The sequence below is a fragment of the Lachnospiraceae bacterium oral taxon 500 genome, from assembly GCA_002999035.1.
Taxonomy (GTDB): Bacteria; Bacillota; Clostridia; order Lachnospirales; family Vallitaleaceae; genus W11650.
The window spans coordinates 2,538,805-2,556,723 of sequence record CP027241.1 but is presented as its reverse complement, the minus strand read 5'-3'; the positions used below and the strand labels follow the sequence as shown (position 1 = coordinate 2,556,723).

Annotated in this window: 13 protein-coding genes and 1 riboswitch; of the genes, 8 read left to right on the top strand and 5 right to left on the bottom strand. The window is 48.0% G+C overall.

Annotated elements, in window-relative coordinates; genetic code table 11:
- Positions 1-13 precede the first annotated feature (13 nt).
- Complete coding sequence (locus C3V36_11690; protein ID AVM69845.1) at positions 14-1,867, top strand: glycoside hydrolase; 1,854 nt, start codon at positions 14-16, stop codon at positions 1,865-1,867.
- Between the two features lie 137 nt (positions 1,868-2,004).
- Here C3V36_11690 and C3V36_11685 read toward each other — a convergent pair whose 3' ends face one another.
- Entirely contained in the window at positions 2,005-3,087 is a 1,083-nt protein-coding gene (locus C3V36_11685) for a hypothetical protein (GenBank protein ID AVM69844.1), read from the bottom strand.
- A gap of 24 nt (positions 3,088-3,111) precedes the next feature.
- Complete coding sequence (cls, locus tag C3V36_11680; GenBank protein ID AVM69843.1) at positions 3,112-4,566, bottom strand: cardiolipin synthase; 1,455 nt, start codon at positions 4,564-4,566, stop codon at positions 3,112-3,114.
- A 27-nt stretch (positions 4,567-4,593) separates the two neighbouring features.
- On the opposite strand from cls, the gene C3V36_11675 reads away from it, so the two are divergent.
- From C3V36_11675 to gltA, 3 genes are all read left to right on the top strand, one after another.
- Positions 4,594-4,773 carry a hypothetical protein gene (locus C3V36_11675; GenBank protein AVM69842.1) on the top strand — a complete coding sequence of 60 codons (180 nt, stop codon included), beginning with the start codon at positions 4,594-4,596 and terminating at the stop codon, positions 4,771-4,773.
- 100 nt (positions 4,774-4,873) lie between these two features.
- Positions 4,874-5,698 (top strand): sulfide/dihydroorotate dehydrogenase-like FAD/NAD-binding protein, encoded by an 825-nt coding sequence (locus C3V36_11670; protein ID AVM69841.1) that lies wholly within the window; start codon positions 4,874-4,876, stop codon positions 5,696-5,698.
- The gene (gene gltA, locus C3V36_11665; protein ID AVM69840.1) at positions 5,692-7,086 is read left to right on the top strand and encodes a glutamate synthase (NADPH), homotetrameric; all 1,395 of its coding nucleotides are present in this window, start codon (positions 5,692-5,694) and stop codon (positions 7,084-7,086) included. Before C3V36_11670 ends, gltA begins: the two co-directional genes overlap by 7 nt.
- A gap of 165 nt (positions 7,087-7,251) precedes the next feature.
- Here the strand turns inward: gltA and C3V36_11660 are convergent, their stop codons facing one another.
- Both C3V36_11660 and C3V36_11655 read right to left on the bottom strand, forming a co-directional pair.
- Entirely contained in the window at positions 7,252-7,641 is a 390-nt protein-coding gene (locus C3V36_11660; protein AVM69839.1) for a diacylglycerol kinase, read from the bottom strand.
- Positions 7,638-9,590: an NAD(+) synthase gene (locus C3V36_11655; GenBank protein ID AVM69838.1), complete on the bottom strand. Its 1,953-nt coding sequence runs from the start codon at positions 9,588-9,590 to the stop codon at positions 7,638-7,640. Before C3V36_11655 ends, C3V36_11660 begins: the two co-directional genes overlap by 4 nt.
- 391 nt (positions 9,591-9,981) lie before the next feature.
- Here C3V36_11655 and C3V36_11650 point away from each other — a divergent pair, with 391 nt between their 5' ends.
- From C3V36_11650 to C3V36_11635, 4 genes are all read left to right on the top strand, one after another.
- Complete coding sequence (locus C3V36_11650; protein ID AVM69837.1) at positions 9,982-11,970, top strand: methyl-accepting chemotaxis protein; 1,989 nt, start codon at positions 9,982-9,984, stop codon at positions 11,968-11,970.
- A 134-nt stretch (positions 11,971-12,104) separates the two neighbouring features.
- Positions 12,105-12,194, top strand: a riboswitch (TPP riboswitch).
- Positions 12,195-12,436: 242 nt separating this feature from the next.
- Positions 12,437-13,249 carry a nitrate ABC transporter permease gene (locus C3V36_11645; protein ID AVM69836.1) on the top strand — a complete coding sequence of 271 codons (813 nt, stop codon included), beginning with the start codon at positions 12,437-12,439 and terminating at the stop codon, positions 13,247-13,249.
- 244 nt (positions 13,250-13,493) lie between these two features.
- Positions 13,494-14,570, top strand: coding sequence for a nitrate ABC transporter substrate-binding protein (locus C3V36_11640; protein AVM70538.1), 1,077 nt, complete (start codon positions 13,494-13,496; stop codon positions 14,568-14,570).
- A gap of 148 nt (positions 14,571-14,718) precedes the next feature.
- Positions 14,719-15,456, top strand: coding sequence for a nitrate ABC transporter ATP-binding protein (locus C3V36_11635; protein ID AVM69835.1), 738 nt, complete (start codon positions 14,719-14,721; stop codon positions 15,454-15,456).
- Positions 15,457-15,686: 230 nt separating this feature from the next.
- Here the strand turns inward: C3V36_11635 and C3V36_11630 are convergent, their stop codons facing one another.
- Positions 15,687-17,474 (bottom strand): arginine--tRNA ligase, encoded by a 1,788-nt coding sequence (locus C3V36_11630; protein ID AVM69834.1) that lies wholly within the window; start codon positions 17,472-17,474, stop codon positions 15,687-15,689.
- Between the last annotated feature and the right edge of the window lie 445 nt (positions 17,475-17,919).

Below are 17,919 nucleotides of genomic sequence, written 5' to 3'. Positions count from 1 at the left end.
GAAAGGGGAAAATATGTATTTAATACCGAAACCGCAGCAATTGGAGATGCAGGCAGGCAGCTTTATACTCGGTTACGAGAGCTATGTGCAGGTGGACAAAGCCGGCGGCAGGCTGTTGAATCAGCAGGTTTTGCTGTTTTTGGAAAAATTAGGAAAAAACTTAGGCTTTCCGCTGCTTTTAACCAAAGGCAAAAGTCAAGCGGGCGATATCAAGTTGATTTTAGAACAGGAAAAGGGGCAGGCCTATACCATCGACAGCAGGGGAGAGAATATTGTTTTAACCGGCGGCAGCGAGGGGCTTTGGCATGGGATGCAGACAATTTTGCAGATTACGGCGCAGTGCGGGGCGGATTTTCCCCGGCTGCGGATTGAGGATGCGCCGAAGCTGTTAAACCGCGGACATTATTTGGATGTGACCCGCGGCCGGATTCCGAAAGTAAAGTGGCTCAAGCAATGGATTGATCGGCTGGCGTATTATAAGATTAACCAGTTTCAACTATATATTGAGCATACCTATCTGTTTCGGGATTTGACCGAGCTGTGGCGAGATGATACGCCCTATACGGCGGCGGATATTTTGGAACTGGACGCTTACTGCCGGGTCAGAGGAATTGAACTGGTGCCGTCACTGTCCAGTTTTGGCCATTTATATAAGCTGCTGTCAACCAGAGAATACCGGCATTTGTGTGAATTGGAAAACACAGATGATCAGCTGTTTTCGGTATTTGGCCGGATGCAGCATCATACCATTGATGTAACCAATCCCGACAGCCTTAAACTGATTCAGTCGATGCTGGCCGAGTTTATGGAGCTGTTTCAATCCCGGCAGTTTAATCTCTGTGCCGATGAAACTTTTGATTTGGGCACCGGGCGAAGTAAGGCTGAGGTGAAAAAGTTGGGCAAAAGCCGGCTGTATATCAATTATGTTAAGGAATTAGCGGAATTTATTGTCGCCCGCGGACGCAGGCCGATGTTTTGGGGCGATGTCATTGTCGGCTTCCCGGAGCTGATAAAGGAACTGCCGCCGGAAACGATTTGCCTGACCTGGGGATACGCTCCGGAGCAAAGGGATTATGAAACCATGAAAATGGCTGAGGCAGGAGCAACTCAGTATTGCTGCCCGGGCTGCTGTGGTTGGAATGAACTGATCAATGTGAATTGGAATTCATATCATAATATTAAGCAGATGGCCGGACACGCCGCTAAATATGGAGCAGTGGGATTTTTAAATACGGATTGGGGCGACTTTTTGCATGTCAATCATCCCGATTTCAGTATTGCCGGAATGATTTACGGTGCAGCTTTTTCCTGGAATCCGGCGGCTGGTGAATATGAGGAATTGAACCGGCAAATTTCGAAGCTCGAATATGAGGACCGTTCGGAAAGTTTGCTGGCGCTGGTTGAAAAGGTCAGAGTCAATACTGCTTTTTCCTGGCAGGACTTTTGCCATTATGCCGAGCTGGCAAGACAAACCGCGTCTAATCCGGATTTTCAGCAAAAGCATATTGAGGAGAATTTATCGCAGTTAGCAGATACCGAGGAAAAATGCCGAAAATTAGCGGACATCAAACAGGCGCTTTACCGGCTGCAAAAAGAATTGCCGGTCGAAAAGAGAGAGCAGCTGTATCCTTATTTGGTGGCGGTTGACGGGATTCGGCTGATCAATCAAATCGGCCAATATGTGATGGCAAAAGACGGCCGCATTAAGGATGCGGCTATGCCGGACGGCCGGGTGCTGGCCAAAGAGTTGGATATTTGGTTTTATCATTATAAGCAAGTTTATCGGAGTATCAGCCGGGAAGCGGAACTGTACCGGATGCAGGAGCTGATGATTTTCTACAGTGACCGGCTGCGCAGCGGGAAATAGCGGCGGGATGCCGTTTGCTGGGTTTATTAAACCGGCAAAAGGGCTGTTGTTTCATAAGCATTGATATCAAGATATCGTGTTGTTACAGACAAATTTTTCAATATCTTGCACAATGAATGAAAACAACGCCCTTTTGCTTATATGTAATCTGAATAATACTTTGTCAATGCCGACAGAGGCAGATATCTTTTTTTATCAGAATAGCCAGTTTGAAACAGCGGTTCTTCCGATAAAAAGGGCAGGGCAGCCGCCGGCAGTTCTAAAAAGGCATCCGCCTTTTTAATGTAGGCGGTTTTCCTGGTGGCTTTGCGCCGGAAAGCCGGTTCAACAAATTGAGCAACGCTGCTGTGAACGGCTGTGTCTTCCTGCGGCAGATAGTAATAGTTTTCCGGGTCAGGCAAAAAATGATAAAGTATCGTCTGCCGCACCGGATAACGGCGCAGAAAGCTGCCGGTCATGAGCGGAGAAAAGCAGCGGCTGTCAAAGCAGCGGTTTAAATAATCCTGCCAGGCCGGATTGTAAAAGGTAAGCGGCTCGACTTGATCCGCCTTTTCCACATGGGGGAAAGCGTCAAAATAAGGGAACAGAAAATGCTTTAACCGGGGCGTTTCCAAAAAAGGCAGGAAATGACCCAGTAAAAAGGTAGCCAGCAGATCATCCTCATTGTGAAGGAGCAGCAGCGGCAGAAGTCCGGTTTCTCCCTGTAAATAGCGCTGGTAAACAGCAATCAACTCGCCGCCGCTCTTTTCATCGTGGCGATGGAGCTTGACTGCCTGTTCTATGGTTTTCAGCTTGGCATTGGGCAAATCAAAATACGGCCGGCATTTTTTCCACTCCAAGTAAAAATCCAGCTGCGGCAGCTCGCCCAGTGAAGTCGACAGGCAGGCATTTCCATAGCGGCCGATTAAAAAGGGGATATCAAAGTTTTTGCCGTTAAAATGAACCAATAGGTCAATGGCATTGGTTTGAATGATTTTTTCCAGTGTAATCAGGAGCTGATCTTCCTCATACATTTGTTCGGCCAGAAGCTGGTGAAAATAAAACTCCCCCTCATGCCGGTAAACACAGCCAATCGCATAAATCATTGCGTTTTGCGGCGAAAAGCCGGTTGTTTCAATATCCAGAAACAAAGGATTTTGAGCCGGATAGGTCAGCGCCGGCAGTGAAATATCAGGATAGCGGGCAGCTAAGGCGGTCATTTTTTTTCGATTTTCAATCATAGTGTTTATCCTTTTATGCGTCACTTATAGTACCGGGCTGAACAAACGGGCGACAGCGGCACGAAAACGGGTGAAATAACTACGTTTTTTAACATCTTCCGCCAGTATCTCGGTGGAGTTTTCCATGTCTCGTTCAAATTGGCGGCACAGTTCGACGGCGGCATTGCTGTTATAAATAAAAGCATTGACTTCAAAGTTCAGACGAAAACTCCGGATATCGAAATTGCAGGTACCGACCGAAGCGATGGCATTATCGCTGACAATGGCTTTGGTATGCAAAAAGCCGCCGTTATAGGTATAAGCCTTGATTCCGTATTCCAGCATATCCATGCAGTAGGCCTTGGTTGCGGTATGGACAAAGGGATGATCGGGGCGGTCGGGAATCATGATCCGAACGTCAACGCCGGATACTGCGGCGATGCTGAGTGCGTCAACAATACTGGAATCCGGGATAAAATAAGGGGTTTGAATATAAATATATTCTTTGGCTTCGTTAATGATTTTCAAATAACCCTGCTTGATTTGGTCGTTGATATCATCGGGGCCGGAACTGACAATCTGAATCCCGACTTTATCCTTGGAAGCGGAGGAATGAATATATTTTTCATCAATTAAAATATATTCTTTGCTGGCTGCCCGCCAATCCAGGATAAAGCGCATTTGCATAGCGATAACGGCATCGCCGCAGATTCGCATATGCGTGTCCCGCCACCGGCCAAAGCGCTTGGAATAAATATATTCATCACCGACATTCATGCCGCCCAAATAACCGATGTCACCGTCAATAATGGCTAATTTACGGTGATTGCGGTAATTTGCCTTGAAATTAATGTATTTTAATTTGGACGGGAAGAAGAAGCTGAGCCGGATACCGGCTGCTTTCATTTTCCGAATCAGTTGGCCGGAAAGCTGGCGGCCGCCGATATGGTCGATCAGGAAGCGGACTTCAACACCTTCCGTCGCTTTTTGGCAAAGCAGATCAATCAATTGCCGGCTGATATGATCGGATTTAACAATATAGTACAGCAGATGAATGTGATGCCGGGCGTTTTTAATATCGGCAAACAGCCGGTCAAACTTGGTTTGACCCTCATAAAAAAATTCAAGCTTGTTATTTTGTGAATAAAACGCTTCGCTCAGCCGGTTATGGAATAAAATCATTTCCCGGTATTGATCGGTACTTTTATCAGCAAAGGGGAAAGTACCCAATTTAAAGTCCTGATACTGAATTGTTAAGATTTTATTGAAAATATCCATTTCATGGGAGGTGTAGGAAAAAATTTTGCGGCGGGCAATATTTTCCGAAAGCAGAATATAAAAGAGAAAACCGATGATCGGAAACAGGTTCAGAAAAAAGAGCCAAGCCAGAGCCGAGGTCGGTTTTTTATTTTCCAGCAAAACAACGACGGAAGATAAAATCAAATTGATAATAATCCAGATTGAAAAATTAAAAGTAAGATCAAAAAATATTCGATGCATATGGTTCTCCGTGTATTATCTCAGAGGATGCAGAAACGGCTGCCGTTTTTACTTCCTATTCATTTTATGTTACCTTCGGGCAAGCCGGCGAAATATCCGCTTGCCTGGATTGTAACCATTTTATCAGATTTGAAACCGGTTTTCAATAAAAACTCTTATTTTAGCAAATGCGAAGCATTTGGTCTGCTGGTGAAAGATGTCCGATAACTTCCAATTTGAAGCGCGCAAGCATAAATGAAATTTATTCTTTCCTTATAAGAGAGGGTGTGATATACTTACGGAAATGGAAGGCAATTAAGGAGAGAGCATGTATAAAATTTTAAAGAAACAAAAGAAAAGCGAGTTGGTAGAGCAGATTCAGGTGGAAGCGCCTTTTGTCGCCGCCCGCTGCCGGCCGGGGCAGTTTGTGATAGTGATTCCGAGACAGGATGGGGAACGGGTTCCGCTGACGATTGTTGATGCCGACCGGGAAATGGGCAGTATTACTTTGATTTATCAGATTGTCGGCCGTTCCACGCAGGAGCTGGCGCGGCTTGAGGCCGGCGATTTTATTCCTGAAGTCGCGGGGCCGATGGGACAGCCTGCGGTTTTCCATGCTAAGGAAAGGGTGCTTGGCATTGCCGGCGGAGTAGGAGCAGCCCCCCTTTATCCGCAACTGCGGGAGTTAAAAAAGCGGGGAGTGAAAGTCGACGTAATTATCGGTGCCCGGTCAAAAGAACTGATCCTGCTGGAACAGGATTTTGCCGAGTTTGCCGATCATGTTTATCTGGTGACCAATGATGGTTCAGCCGGGCGGACCGGCTTTGTGACCGATGTGCTGAAAGAGCTTTTGCGGCAAGGCGAAAATTATGATGAAGTTATTGCCATCGGTCCGGTGGTTATGATGCGGGCGGTGGTGGAAGTGACGAAACCGATTGGACTGCGGACAGCCGTGTCGCTCAATCCGATTATGATTGACGGAACCGGTATGTGCGGCTGCTGTCGGGTGAAAGTCGGTGGTCAAACGAAGTTTTCCTGTGTTGACGGGCCGGATTTTGACGGTTTTCTGGTGGAGTTTGATGAGTTAATGCAAAGACAGGGCTTTTTTAAAGAAGAAGAGCATAAGTGCAGGCTGGAGGGAAAAACATGGTAAATCGGGCAAAAACAAAGGTGCCGATGCCGGAACAGGCGCCGGAGGTCAGAAATCAAAACTTTGCCGAAGTGACCTTGGGCTATACCTTGGAAATGGCCAGAGAAGAAGCTGAGCGCTGTCTGAACTGCAAGCACAAACCCTGTGTCGGCGGCTGTCCGGTCAATGTACCGATTCCGGAGTTTATTGAGGCACTGGCGGCCGGTGAGGTTTTGCGGGCGTATGAAGTGATTGCCGCTCAAAACCGTTTACCCGGTATTACCGGTCGGGTTTGCCCGCAGGAAAATCAATGTGAGCGGGTCTGTGTCCGGGGGAAAAACGGTGAATCGGTGGCAATCGGTCGATTGGAGCGGTTTGTGGCGGACTATGTTCGGACCAATAATTTAATTCGAATCGAGCAGCCGGTCAAAAACGGCATTAAGGTAGCGGTGGTCGGTTCCGGTCCGGCCGGGATTACATGCGCCAATGAACTGGCACAGCGGGGCTATGAGGTTACGATTTTTGAAGCGCTGCATGAACTGGGCGGCGTGCTGGTTTATGGTATTCCGGAGTTCCGCTTGCCCAAGCAGCTGGTAAAAGCGGAAATTGATCAGGTGCTGGAGCTGGGGGTGACGGTGCATAAAAATGTAATTGTCGGTCAGTCCGTTCTGTTTGAAGATTTGTTTGCACAAGGCTATCGGGCTGTTTTTATCGGCAGCGGAGCAGGGCTGCCCCGGTTTATGAATATTCCGGGGGAATCCTTAAACGGTGTCTATTCAGCCAATGAGTTTTTAACAAGAGTTAATTTAATGAAAGCCTATCGGAAAAATGCCATCGGAACGCCGATTAAAACCGGTGATAAGGTCGCGGTGGTCGGCGGCGGCAATGTGGCGATGGATGCAGCCAGAACAGCCAAGCGGCTGGGCGCAGGGCAGGTGTCAATTGTCTATCGGCGCTCGGAGCAGGAGTTGCCCGCCAGATTGGAGGAAGTTCATCACGCTAAGGAAGAAGGAATTGAGTTCCGTCTGCTAGCCAATCCCACTCGGATCTTAGGCGAAAGCGGCCGGGTCAGCGGCATGGAAATCATTCATATGCAGCTGGGTGAGCCGGATGCCAGCGGCCGGCGCAGTCCGGTGGAAATCGCCGGTTCCGAGGAAATACTGGCGGTGGACAGCGTGGTTATTGCCATCGGCCAGACACCGAACCCGATTATTAAGCGAGCCGAACCGGATATTGTCACGAACCGTCATGGCTGTATTGTAATTGATGAAGCCAGCTGCATGACCAGCATGGAAAATGTCTATGCCGGCGGTGATGTGGTTACCGGCGCGGCGACAGTTATTTTAGCGATGGGTGCCGGTAAAAAAGCGGCGGCCGAGATTGATAAGAAATTATCGAACAAAAGTAATTAACAGTTTAGGTAAGTCATTGCTAATTCGTTGAAATGTCAATATCCGCTTGCCTGAACGGTTACAAATAAGCGGCCTTGCCGAAATACTGCGTGTGCATGATATTTGGGCAAGGCCGCTTTTGTTAAAGCGCTGAAAAACAAATTAAAGTGCCGAAAAGCAATTATTTTATTGAATTCCCAAAAACTTCATCAACAGCGGCCAGAGTTTAGGCACAAAAATCAAGAGACCAATGGCGGCGACGGCCAGAGAGATAATCAGGACGGCACCGGCCGCCAGGTCTTTTACTCTTTTTACATATTTATTGTACTGCGGATCCAGCCAGTCCATTGTATTTTCCAAAGCGGTATTAAAAATTTCAGCCGACATGACAACGCCGATGCACAAAAGAATAATCATCCACTCTGTCAGGCTGCAGGTTAAAAGCGTGGCCAAGAAAATGGCGCAAACGGCCAGAATCGTATGAATTTTAAAGTTCCGTTCTTCCCGAAAGGCAATCAAAATACCGGAAATGGCATAGTGAAAGCTGTCAATGAGGCGTCTTACTTTTTTACTCATAAGGCTTCCTCTAAATCCGTCAGCCACAGAGCAGCGCTGGCATCACTCGGCATAGAAAAAGCGGCCGCCAGGGAAACATCACTGACTGATGGGCCATCCGGCAGACAGTTGCGCTTAAACTGCTGCGCAAAGAAGCGGTGGTAAAAAACTTTCAGCCATTTATTCACTGTTTCTGCGTCGAAATCACCGGCAAAGGTTTTCACTGCCAGTGCCCGGATTTTTTTCGGGGAAAAGCCGTACTTTATCATATAATATAGGAAGAAATCGTGCAGGGCGTAAGGCCCGATCAGTTCTTCGGTTTTTTGCAGAATTTGCTGATTGGCGGTCGGCGGCAGGAGTTCGGGGCTGATCGGTGTATCAATAATGCTTTCCAGAACTGCCCGCAAATCCGAATCGGCGTAGCTTCGGCCCAGGGAACGGATGATATAGGGAATCAAGGTTTTGGGGATGGAAGCGTTCAGGGAGTACATACTCATGTGATCGCCGTTATAGGTGCAAAAACCCAGCGCCAGTTCCGATAAGTCACCGGTCCCGATGACCAGTCCGCCGGTTTGGTTGGCGATATCCATTAAGATTTGGGTGCGTTCGCGAGCCTGCGCATTTTCATAGGTGGTATCCTGCTGATTAGCCGGATGCTCGATATCCTGTAAATGCTGAAGGACAGCGGCTTTAATATTGATTTCCCGCTGGCTGATGCCAAGCAGCTGCATCAGCTGACAGGAGTTTTCATAGGTTTGGCCGCTGGTGCCAAAGCCCGGCATCCGCACACCGACAATTTCGGTTAAAGGCTTTTCCATGCGCCGATAGGCCTCGGCTAAAAACAGCAGAGCCAAAGTGGAATCGAGCCCCCCGGAAATACCGATCACGGCCGTGCGGTTTTGCACATGGCGAAAACGCCGAATACAAGCGGAAACGGTAATATCAATCACTTCCCGGCAGTTTCTTTCCAGCCGGGCGGCATCGTCCGGAATAAAGGGAAAGCGTGGCAGGAGCGGCAGAAGCGGTAGGCCGTTTTCTGCTGCCGCAGGCTTAGCCGGATATTCCAAAATATTTTGACAGGACAGAAAAACACCGGCGCTGCCGGGGATGGCCCGGACGGCCATGACTTCGGAACGCTTTAAAAAAGAAGCTTTTTCCGCGTCAATTAGGCCGGTAATGAGCTGTCCCGACTGAGAATAAGGCGTACTTCGGCTGAGGATTTTTCCGTTTTCCGCAAGATATGCCTGTCCCGCGAAAGCGTGGTAGGTACTGGATTCCCCTAAGTTGCTGCCGATATGCAAATAAGCAAGATGGTTATTGCGGGAAATCGCGCTCAATCTTTGTTCGGTTTGCTCTAAAAAGCCGACCTTGGCCGGGAGTGCCGCCGGATTGACAATGACCGTTGCCGGAGTATAAAGACTGAGTGCTGATGGCGAAAAGATGCTTTTATAATCCTCGCCCATTTCCACGGCAAAGCAAAAATCGCGGTTTCTTTCAGGTGCAAAAAGCAGAGAATTGCCGAACGGAGCGGAGCAGCCGGTTAGCATGGCTTCGCCGGAAACTGAAAAATCATCGGCCGGAGCAGAAAAATACCGCTTTTCTTCCGGATTTAAGATCAGCTTGGGGATAATGCCGCGAACTTGTCCGCCGCTGAACACGACGGCGCAGTTAAATAATTTGCCTTGATGCATGACCGGGCTGCCGATAATAACCGGGAAAAAAAGATTCTCGGTTACGGCCGCGATTTCCGTCAGCGCCGCATGACAGGCATCCTGCAATAGTTTTTGATTAAAAAGCTGACCGCAGGTGGCGCCGGTCAGGCATAACTCGGGAAAGGCCAACAAAGAGATTTGACTTTCCGCAGCCTGACGGATGAAACGGATGATTTCGGCCTGATTGTGCTGGACATTGCCGATTTTAACTGCCGGGACGGCGGCAGCAATTTTATAATAACCATATTGATGAAGCATAGTTATATTTCAGTCCTTTCTGATAGTAACGAATGATACGATTGGAGTTAATCCGGGCAAAAAGCGGGCTGACTTATGACGCAATTAAGTCCGAACTGACTTTTCTATTATTATAAGGCAAGCCGCTGAAAAGTTCAAGCGCTTTTCGGCAGCCGAAACAAGGGAGGTGACTGTCACATGATGAAACTGCGAAAAATGGATTTTGATAAAAAAGATTGATAAAATTATAAAAAAAGATAAAGAATAAACCCAAAAGAACCGATAAAGCTTTTGGAAATTAATGATTTATTTTATGCACTGGTCTGTGTATGGACAAAAGGATAGTAGCGTCGATCAGAAAATGCAGGCGAAAATGACATAGATTGGTACAGCCAAGATCAAGGAGGAGAAAATGAGCTTAAAAAAAAGAATGCTGATATTCATCGGGGTACCGGTACTGCTGACCGTAATTATTCTGGCTTTTGCATCGTATCAATACTCGAGAAGCCTATTATTGGAAGAAAACGAAAAAAATCTGCAGATTGAAGCGGCTAAATACGCTTCCGATGTGGAAACCATTGTTTCTAAAGAGATTACTTATGTGGAACTGCTCAAGCAAAATCTGGAAAGAAAGGTACCTAATGACCGGGAATTGCTGGAAACTTTAAGTCATTTGACCCGAAGTGTAAAAGCGGCCAAAACCTTTTATATGGGGTTTGAGGACGGTCATTATTTGGATGGTGAGGGCTGGGTGCCGGATGCGGGCTTTGATGCCCGAAAAAGATCGTGGTATACGGACGCTGCCGGAAAACAGGGAATTGTTATCTCGGCTCCCTATTACGACACGGCTTCTAATATGGCGGTAGTGACAATCAGCACCGAAATCAAAACAAACGGCAAAAAAGTAGGGGTATTGGCAGCGGATATTTTATTATCCGAGATTGAAGAGCTGGTAAGCAGCGTTAAAGTCGAAGAAACCGGTAAGGCTGAAGTAATCAGCCAGTCAGGGAATTTTGTGGCACATAGGCTGTATAAGACCGGCGATAATATTTATGAAGTGGAAAGCGGTGCGCTCAGACCCCTGGCTGAAAAGCTGATGAGCAATGTCGGCCGGCTTTTTGAATATCGTTTTAACAATGAAAATTACTTTTTTGTGCCTCAAAAAATCGGGTCAACCGATTGGCTGCTGATTTTATGGGTGCCGAAGGATGAGATTTTAGCGTCCTCAACCGGATTAGGTATATTTATGCTGATTATCGGCCTGGCTGCGGTTTTACTGGTTGCCGTCATTATTTATGTGATTGCGATGTCGGTCGTTAAACCGATTTCCCGCTTAAGTACCGAGGTTCAGGGCATGGCTGATTGTGATTTTGTGTATAATCCGCAATCGCCGCTTTTGGTGTATTCCAAGAATCGGGATGAAATCGGTCAGATTACGCAGGCTTTGCTGCAGGTAAAAAGAACAATCCGTGAACTGATGACTCAGGCTAACGATGTCGCCAGCCGTGTTTCCGCTTCATCGGAGGAACTCAGTGCAACCAGCGAGCAGGCTTCCCGTTCGGCCGATAACATTGCCAGAGCATTTGAAGATATTTCGCAGGGTGCGGTTTCTCAGGCCGAGGATATGCAGAGAGGCGCCGAAGCGATGGATGTAATGCAGGGCGCCTTAGGCGAAAACACACAAGTGGTAGATGACTTGAATGCCATTACCAAGGAGGTTTTTCAGGCTAATGAAAACGGTAAGATTGCTATTGCCGAATTGGTTGATGTAACCCGGCAGTCGGAGCAGGCAGCCGGCAACGTTAAGGAAGTAATTGAAAATACCAATACCAGTGCGATCCAAATTGAATCGGCCAGTGATATGATTAAGTCAATTGCCGAGCAAACCAATCTGTTGGCGCTGAATGCGGCAATCGAAGCCGCCAGAGTAGGTGAAGCTGGGAAGGGTTTTGCCGTGGTAGCTGATGAAATCCGGAAACTGGCGGAACAGTCCAATACCTTTGCCGAGGAGATTAAAGGGGTTGTCAGCGACTTAACCGGTAAAACCGCCGAGGCCGTTGATATCATGAATGAAGTCGGCGGCATCATGGTGCAGCAGTCGGAGAAAGTTGATCAAACCAAGCGGCAGTTTGATGTTATTTCGATGGAACTGGATAAGAACCGGACGACGGTTGATAATTTGAACCGCTCCGGAGAAAAATTAGCCGAAACCAGAGATAATTTGTCTGAGATTATTGAGAACTTGTCGGCACTGTCGCAGGAAAATGCCGCATCGGCGCAGGAAGTAAGTGCTTCGCTGCAGCAGCAGACGGCATCTTCTGCCGGAATCTCGGCGGCCAGCACGCATTTGGCGGAAATGGCGCAGGAGCTGACCGAAATGATTGCCAAGTTCAGGGTGTAATAACAGACTTTCGGAACTTTGAGCCTGCGGAGCAGGGAATATCGGCGGAGCAAGGCTAAGCTAAAAATAAAGTTTGACATTTTGGAAAAACAGCGTATAATAGACTTGTTGTCAGCGGCCGGAAGGCCGGATAATTTTATATCGTGGGGTGCTTAAAAGGCTGAGATTATACCCGTATGACCTGTTCGGATAATGCCGGCGTAGGGAAGATATGATCACAAAGAAGAGAAGACTTGCCCCTTGGGGCAAGTCTTTTTTAACATAACGGAGAAATCCTTCGGGATGATTGTTATGTTAAAAACTCAACTTTTCCATGTTCGTCAGAACATGAGAAAGTTAAGTTTAAAAACTTCGGCACGAAAGCCGATCTTCTTTGACTTTTTGTTTAAGCGCTCCCGGAAGGGAGTTTTTTTATGGGAAATGCAAGTATGGCAATTCGGGTTCTGTATCAGTTATCACCCAAAGGATGAGGGACTTAGCATTGAAGAAAAAACAGCAAAATACCAAAAACACCGCAAACAATAAAAACATTAAAAACACCAAAAAAGTGATTGATTTTTTTTACCGGTACAGCATTGTCATCGTGATATTGCTGCTGTGGCAGGGACTGGCATGGCTGAAGGTTTTGCCTGAGTTTTTCCTGCCCTCACCCTATGCAGTAGCGCGGGCCTTTGTCCAAGATATCCGTCTGATTTTGTATCATACCCGGTATACGCTGCTGGAGGCGCTGATTGGCATGCTGATTGCGATTGTGCTGGCATTTGGCCTGTCGCTCTTGATGGATTTGTCCAAGCGCTGCTATGACCTGCTGTATTCGCCGATTATCATCAGCCAGACGATTCCGACGGTGGCGGTGGCGCCGTTGTTGATTATTTGGCTGGGCTATTATATGGCCCCCAAAATCGTGCTGGTGGTGATGACGGGTTTTTTCCCGATTTTAATTGCGCTGCTTGACGGCTACCGGTCGGTTGATCCTGACTGTATCCGGCTGCTGCAAAGCATGGGCGCAAGCCGGTGGCAGATATACCGGCATGGCAAGCTGCCGGCCAGCATCGGCTATTTTTTTGCCGGACTGCGGGTGTCGGTTTCGTATGCTTTGATTTCGGCGGTTGTGTCCGAATGGCTGGGCGGTTATTCCGGTCTGGGTGTCTATATGACCCGGGTGCGTAAGGCGGTGGCTCTGGATAAAATGTTTGCCGTTGTTTTTTTTGTATCCGGTTTAAGTTTGCTCTTAATGGCGGCGGTTGACTGGCTGCATAAAAAAGTGGTGAAATATTGACGGCTGCCTAAGTGCGGAAAACGGATCAAGCTTTGGCAATGGCAGACAGGCGCGGTTTTGGGCGGTCAGCAAATGCGAAAGTTTTATTTTGGGTGCCGGCGCGGAAAATATTTTTTGTTTTTAAGGCAGTAGGCTGCCGGCGAAAAAAGAGAAAATTAAGTTTGAAATTAGACCGATTGGATGGAAAAGGAGATAAGATAATATGAAAAAGCTAAAATATTTAATTTTAACGATAATCCTGAGTATGGCGCTGGTGGCCTGCGGTCAGACCGGGGAGGAAGGAAAACCGGCGGCGCAGGAACAAAAGTCTAAGGAAACGGAAGAAAAGAAAGAGGCGGACAGCAAAGCCGCCGACAAAAAAGAAGAAGACAAGAGTGATGAAACCGGAAAAAAATCCGAAGCGGAGCTGCAAAAACTGACAGTTGTGTTGGACTGGGTACCGAATACCAATCATACCGGTCTTTTTGCAGCGAAGGATAAAGGTTATTTTGCCGAGGAGGGCTTGGAGGTTGATATCGTTCAGCCGGCCGAAGACAGCGCATCGGTTATTGTCGGCATGGGCCGGGCCGAGTTTGGCATTCATTTTCAGCCGAATATGGTGAAGCGGCTTTTGGCGAAAACGCCGATTACGGCGGTGGCCGCCATCTTGCAGCATAATACCGGCGGAATCATGAGCCTGAAGGACAGCGGTATTTCCTCACCCAAGGAATTGACCGGTAAAAAATATTCTACTTGGGAGGATCCGATTGACGATGCTACGGTTCAGTTTATCACTGAAAAAGACGGCGGCGATTGGTCGAAGGTTAAGCTGGTGCCGGGCGAGTCAACCGATGCGACGACTGCTCTGCAAATGAAGATGTTTGATGCGATTTTTGTGTATCAGGGCTGGGATTATATTCACGCCCAAACGAAACAGGTCGATACTAATTTCTTTCGGCTGACCGATTATGCGCCGGAATTTGACTACTATACGCCGGTGCTGATTGCCAATGATGACTTTTTGGCGAAGCAGCCGGAAGTAGCCAGGCGGGCTTTGCGCGCCATTAAAAAGGGCTATGAGTTTGCGGCGGATAACCCGGCGGAAGCAGCCGAGATTTTAATCCGCAACGCGCCGGAAGGCGATGCCGATTTGATTCGGGCCAGTCAGGAATATTTATCAACTCAGTATATCGCTGATGCCGAAAGCTGGGGGATGATTGACCGGGAGCGGTGGAACCGCTTTTATGATTGGCTGTACGAGCAGAAACTGATTACCGAACCTTTGACCGACAAGGGCTTTAGCAATGAATACTTGCCGACGGTTCAGGCAAGCGGACATTGATATATTATGCCGGTGGAGAGCTGCTCTCCGGAAGCATAACAAGCATTAATATGGATTGGCTTAACGGCTGCACTCATAATTTGCCGATATTTTGCTGAAATATGGGTGCAGCTTGCCGGAACGGTTGTAACAGCATTAGGAGTAAAATATGTCGAAACTGGAATTAAAAAAGATCTCGCACGCATTTGCCGATGCGCCCGAGATAGAGATTTTAAAGGATGTTTCCCTGCATGTCAATGAGGGGGAAATTGTCAGTATCATCGGCCCGTCCGGCGGCGGCAAGACTACGCTTTTTCATATCGCAGCCGGGCTTTTGCGGCCGACTGCCGGCCGGGTCTATCTTGACGGCCGGGAGATTACCGGGCAAAGCGGGCATGTCAGTTATATGCTGCAAAAAGATTTGCTTCTGCCGTTTAAAACGGTGCTGGATAATGTTGCCTTACCGCAAATCATTAAGGGGAAAGACAAAAAAGCCGCCCGGGCGGAAGCGGCAGCTTATTTCAAGGAGTTTGGTCTGGCCGGAACAGAGGATAAATATCCGCAAATGCTGTCCGGCGGGATGCGGCAAAGAGCGGCCCTACTGCGCACCTACCTTTTCGGCCGCGAGGTGGCGCTTTTGGATGAGCCATTTTCGGCGCTGGATGCCATTACCAAGGAAAATATTCATCAATGGTATTTGGAGATTATGACACAGCTGAACTTAACCACCCTTTTTATTACACATGATATGGAAGAAGCAATTCTTTTATCCGACCGGATTTATGTATTAAAAGGCCGACCGGCGAATTTGTCGGCCGGAATTGTAAATGATTTGCCCCGGCCGCGCGATCCGTTAAGTGAGGGTGTTCTGCGGTTAAAGCGCAGGCTTAAGGAAGAATATCTCTGATAACTTTGCCCCGGTCGAAGTGCTTCGCACTTCTGCCCGGGCGGGCGGTCTGCCATAGTCTTTTTTGACTCTATCCCGCTCGGAGAGCGGGCGCATGGACTCCACTTTCGGCCGACGACATCGCAATTTGCCTATCGTTCCCGCCCGCCGCCGAAAGGCGTAGCCTTTCTGGAAGCAACGAGCCTAAAAAAGACTGTTCTGACGAACATGGCAAAGTTGAGTTTATGACCTTACATTTTATCCGGCACCGGGATGGCCAGAATATCCAGTCCTGTTGTCAGTACCCGAAGGACAGTTTGCAGGAGTCTGTGCCAGGAAGCTTTCCGCTCGGCGGATTCTTCATTGATAATATGATGATTATGGTAAAACGAGTTCATCAGGGTAGACAGCTCGTATAAATACTCGCACAGATAGTTCGGTGCTTTATCCTTGGCTGACTGCCACAGAACGGAGTTAAACTCATCCAGTTTCAGCTGTAAATCCCGTTCAATCGGACTGATAGCCGGCAGCAGCTCGCCGGGTTGATTGTTTTCCTCGGCCAGCTTGCGGAGGATGTTTTTAATCCGAACGATTGAGTAAAGCAAATACGGGCCGGTCTTGCCTTCAAAGGCGGAAAACTTTTCCAGGTCAAAGACATAATCCTTCATCCGGTAATTGGATAAGTCCGCGAACTTTAAAACGGAAATGCCGACCATTTCGGCCACATCGGCGACGTTGACTTCCTCTTTGTTTTGAACTTTATCAGCGGCACTGTTAACCACCATCGCAATCAGGTCAGCCAAACGCAAGATACCGCCTTCCCGGGTTTTGAACGGCCGGCCGTCTTTGCCGTTCATCGTGCCGAAGCCGATGAACTCAAGGGCGGTGTGTTCCGGTGTGATTCCGTATTTTTTGGCGGTTCGGAAAACCTGGGTAAAGTGCAGCGCCTGCCGGGCGTCAACTACATATAAAATTTCGTCCGGGTGAAACTCTTGTTCCCGCTGGTACAGAGTGGCTAAGTCGGTTGTTCCGTATAAATACGAGCCGTCGCTTTTTACTAAAATAATCGGCGGCACTTCTTTTTTATCATCCGGCTGGCTGACATCGGCAATGATGGCGCCGTCGCTTTCAATCAGCGCATTTTTTTGCCTGAGGATATCCAGTACAATCGGAATAGCGTTATGGCTGTCACTTTCCCCGTACCACAAATCAAAATCAACCAAAAGTCTTTGGTAGTTGGCTTTTAAATCAGCAGTTGACAGCCGGACAATATGCTGCCACAGTGCCCGGTAGCCGGGATGACCGTTTTGCAGGGCGTAGGTGGCTTCTTTGGCAGCAGTTTCCATTTCTATAGCTCTGGCAGTCGGGTTGCCATTTTCATTCTTTTCCTTAATCATTGCCGAAATACGGGGATAAACTTCGGATAAATCATCTAAGGTAAAGGGGGCTTCGGCCGGGTACTGGCCGGTAAAGTCGGGATCAAAATAGGGAAGGTCAGGCTGTGTCCGCTGCAGTTCCGAAATAATCATGCCCATTTGCAGTCCCCAGTCGCCGGTATGAATATCGCCGATGACTTCATAGCCCAGATAGCGGAGCAGCCGCTTTAAGGCCTCACCGATGATAGCGGTGCGCAGATGTCCGATATGAAGGGGTTTGGCAATGTTTGGTCCGCCGTAGTCAATGATTACTTTTTTGGGGGAAGCTGATTTTTCGACCATCAAGTTGTCAGACAGAGCCAATTGATTGATATGCTTGGCCAAAAAGCTGTCTTTTAAGTTCAAATTGATAAAGCCCGGCTGAACGGCTTCGGCCGAGGCAAAAATGTCAGCCGATTCAGGCAGTGCCATCAGACTTTGGACAATGGCCTGACTAATCGCCAGCGGCGCCTGACGCAGAGTTTTGGCCAGCGGCATCGCACCGTTGCACTGAAACTGGCAGAGATCCGGCCGGGCGGAAAGTCCGACGGCGGCATAGTCGGTATCATAATTTAAGGCGGTAAACGCCTTTTCCATTTGCTGGGTTAAGATTTGAGTTAGCATAACGTCCTTGTATGCGCCAAGGCATACATCCTCCTTTAAATAATTATTTCGCGTTTCGGCAAGCCCAAGCGGGAGCACATCGGAACAGCGGTGCTGCCGTTTTTTGGTTTTGCCGATGACGGAACGATTGACTTCGGCAATTATTATACAACATTTTAACTGGATTTAACAGCCCTAATTTGTTACTAACCGGATTTTTGGCTTTTAGTCGGCAACAGTTCAGGCAAGCAGAAAGTTATCCTTGATATGACGAAGGAAAGCTTGCTTTCTAAAGGCATATCAAGTCAACTGCAACGATAAAAGAGAAGTTTTCGGCAGAAAGTCAAAAAGGGAATTGAAAAACAGAAGATTCTTTTATATAATAATACAAGAACCTGCGGAGGCGAAAGCCGAAGCAATCCGATTATGAATGTCAAACTTTAGCATCTGATAAAAATTATACGAG